The sequence below is a fragment of the Amycolatopsis sp. SID8362 genome (assembly GCF_010550475.1).
GTDB lineage: Bacteria > Actinomycetota > Actinomycetes > Mycobacteriales > Pseudonocardiaceae > Amycolatopsis > Amycolatopsis eburnea.
On sequence record NZ_JAAGNB010001183.1, the window covers coordinates 1 to 2,183 of the forward strand.

1 protein-coding gene is annotated in these 2,183 nt (G+C 70.6%); it reads right to left on the reverse strand.

The features are described 5' to 3' along the window. Positions 1-238 precede the first annotated feature (238 nt). A complete protein-coding gene (eccB, locus tag G3I65_RS36940; protein WP_160700204.1) occupies positions 239-1,879 on the reverse strand; it encodes a type VII secretion protein EccB in 1,641 nt (546 codons plus the stop codon). Between the last annotated feature and the right edge of the window lie 304 nt (positions 1,880-2,183).

The window sequence follows — 2,183 nt, forward strand, 5'->3', positions numbered from 1 at the left end:
CGCGCGCCCGTACGACGCACCGAGGCCGATCCCGGCCCCGAGAGCCCCGTAGGACTCCGCGGCCAGGCCCTCGCCCCCGACCTCGGCCGCCGCCGCGTCCAAGTCGCCCGCGGCCGCCTCGGCCGTCTTGGCGTACTCGGCGACGACGACGCCGTCCATCCTCAAGCCGGCCACGGCGCACCTCCGCTCAGCTGTTGCGTCCGAGCGTGTGACGCCCGGGGCGGACCGGCGGTTCCGGTCAGTTCCCCGCCTGCGCGGTCGGCGTCGCGAACGAGCCGGCGTTCGGGTCGATCGGCACGGAGTCGAACTGCTTGAGCACGTCCTGGGTGTTCAGCGACGCCCCGGTCGGCAGCAGCCCGATGACCGACTCCGGCGCGGGCTGCCGGTTGTTCAGTCCGATCGCGTCCGCGGTCGCCGCGTCCGGGACGCTGTAGCGGATCCCGCGGTCGGAGATCAGCTGGATGGTGCCCTTGCCGAAGCTCTCCTTGCCGGTCGCGGACTGGACCACCGCGGCGAAGCCCGGCTTCAGGTAGAAGCCGTTGATCGGCACGCGGTTCGGGCCCGGCGTGGTCACCGTCATCGGGGTGAACTTGTCGCCGGTGCCCTTCTGGCCCGGCAGCTGCGTGTCGACGTACACCGACGTGTGCGCGTCCCGGTCCGCGCCGGAGCCGACCAGCGACCAGCCCAGGCAGGCGACCGACGAGTTCTTCGTCGCGTCGAGGATCGTCGGGACCGAACGCGGGAAGTCGTCGACCGCGATGTAGTCCTTGTCGGTCGGCTGCAGCACGCGCACGCCGGCCAGCTTGTCGAGGCCCAGCGTCTGGATCCGGCCGGAGCTGCCGTTCTTCGCGACGCGCATGATGTCGGCGACCGCGTTGGACACCTTCTGGATGCCGGAGGTCGTGATCGCCCAGTAGTCGGGCTGCGCGCCGGTCGGCTGGGTGGAGAAGACGTCGCCGGCGGTCAGGCCGTCGAAGTCCGCCGGGCTCTGGCCGGGGTCGATCCGGGGCGGTGTCAGCCGGGGCACTTCGGGGATCGCGTTCAGCAGACCCTGCGAGATCTTCCGCGGCGTCTGCGACTGCAGGCCGAGCGCCGCCAGGACGGCGTTGTTGGCGTTGTCGACGTCGATCTCCGCGCGCACGGTGTTGGCGTTCGGCCGGTTCCGCGAGCTCGGCAGCCGGTAGACGAGGTAGGTCTTGCCGTTGTCGGCCTTCGCCAGCAACGCTTCGTTTTCACCCAGTTCGGTGCCCAGACCGGTCGGCGCGATGCCGCCGAAGACGTAGGTGTTGGTCTTGCCGGTGTCGGGGTTCGGCAGCGACGGGTCGAGCTGGACCTGGTCGCACACCGCCCAATTCGGGGAAATGCGCTGCGAATCCGACGGGATCAGCTGCGGGCCGTCCGGAATTCCGGTGAGTTTGTCGCGCGGAATGGACTCCAGCTGGGCGTCCGAAACGACCGTGGGATTCTTCACACTCGCCGGGCTCGCCGCGGCGGGCGCGGCCGGTGCCGCGGGTGTGCCCCCGCTGCCCGCGCTCGACTGCTTCTGCTGCGCCAGCAACAGGAGGCGCGCGGACGCGAGGTTGAACGTGGGGATCAGCTTCTTCGGGTTGCCCGCCACGACGTAGACCGTGCCGGACTGCTCGCCGATGACGATGTTCCCGGCCTCCGGCACCGAAGGCGCCGGGCTGAGCAGGCCCCAGACGACGAACACGATCATGCCGAGCGCGCCCAGCACGACCCCCACGATGGTGGCCCTCGTGTGGGTGCGCATCGGGTCGTGCAGCATCACGGCGTCGCGCCGGACCAGCGCCGACTGCATCCTCCGTAGGACGAACTGATACGCCTGAACCTGAGACTTAGTCGTGGGTGTTGATGGCATTCTCGACCTACAGCTCTCCCCGTCGCGGTACGGTTCCGCAGGATAGCCGTACGGGGACCGTCTGGTGTGGGGTTTCTACCAACTCAAGCTAGTGTCGGACACCCCGGGACCCGGCTTCCGGGTACGCAGCAAGCACGAGGGGAAGAGAAAGCGCGGATGTCCGTCACCAACCCTCCACGTCCGCCTGGCCCGCCCGGGCCCCCGCCGCCCGGCCGCCAGCCGGGCCCGCCGCCGCGCCCGGTGAGACCCGGTGGTCCTGGAGGTCCTGGAGGCCCCGGCGGCATCCCCGGTGGACCTGGCGGAC

What these genes read in the sequence shown, in the direction of transcription:
- eccB (WP_160700204.1), bottom strand. Translation starts at nt 1,879, where the DNA reads ATGCCATCAACACCCACGACTAAGTCTCAGGTTCAGGCGTATCAGTTC.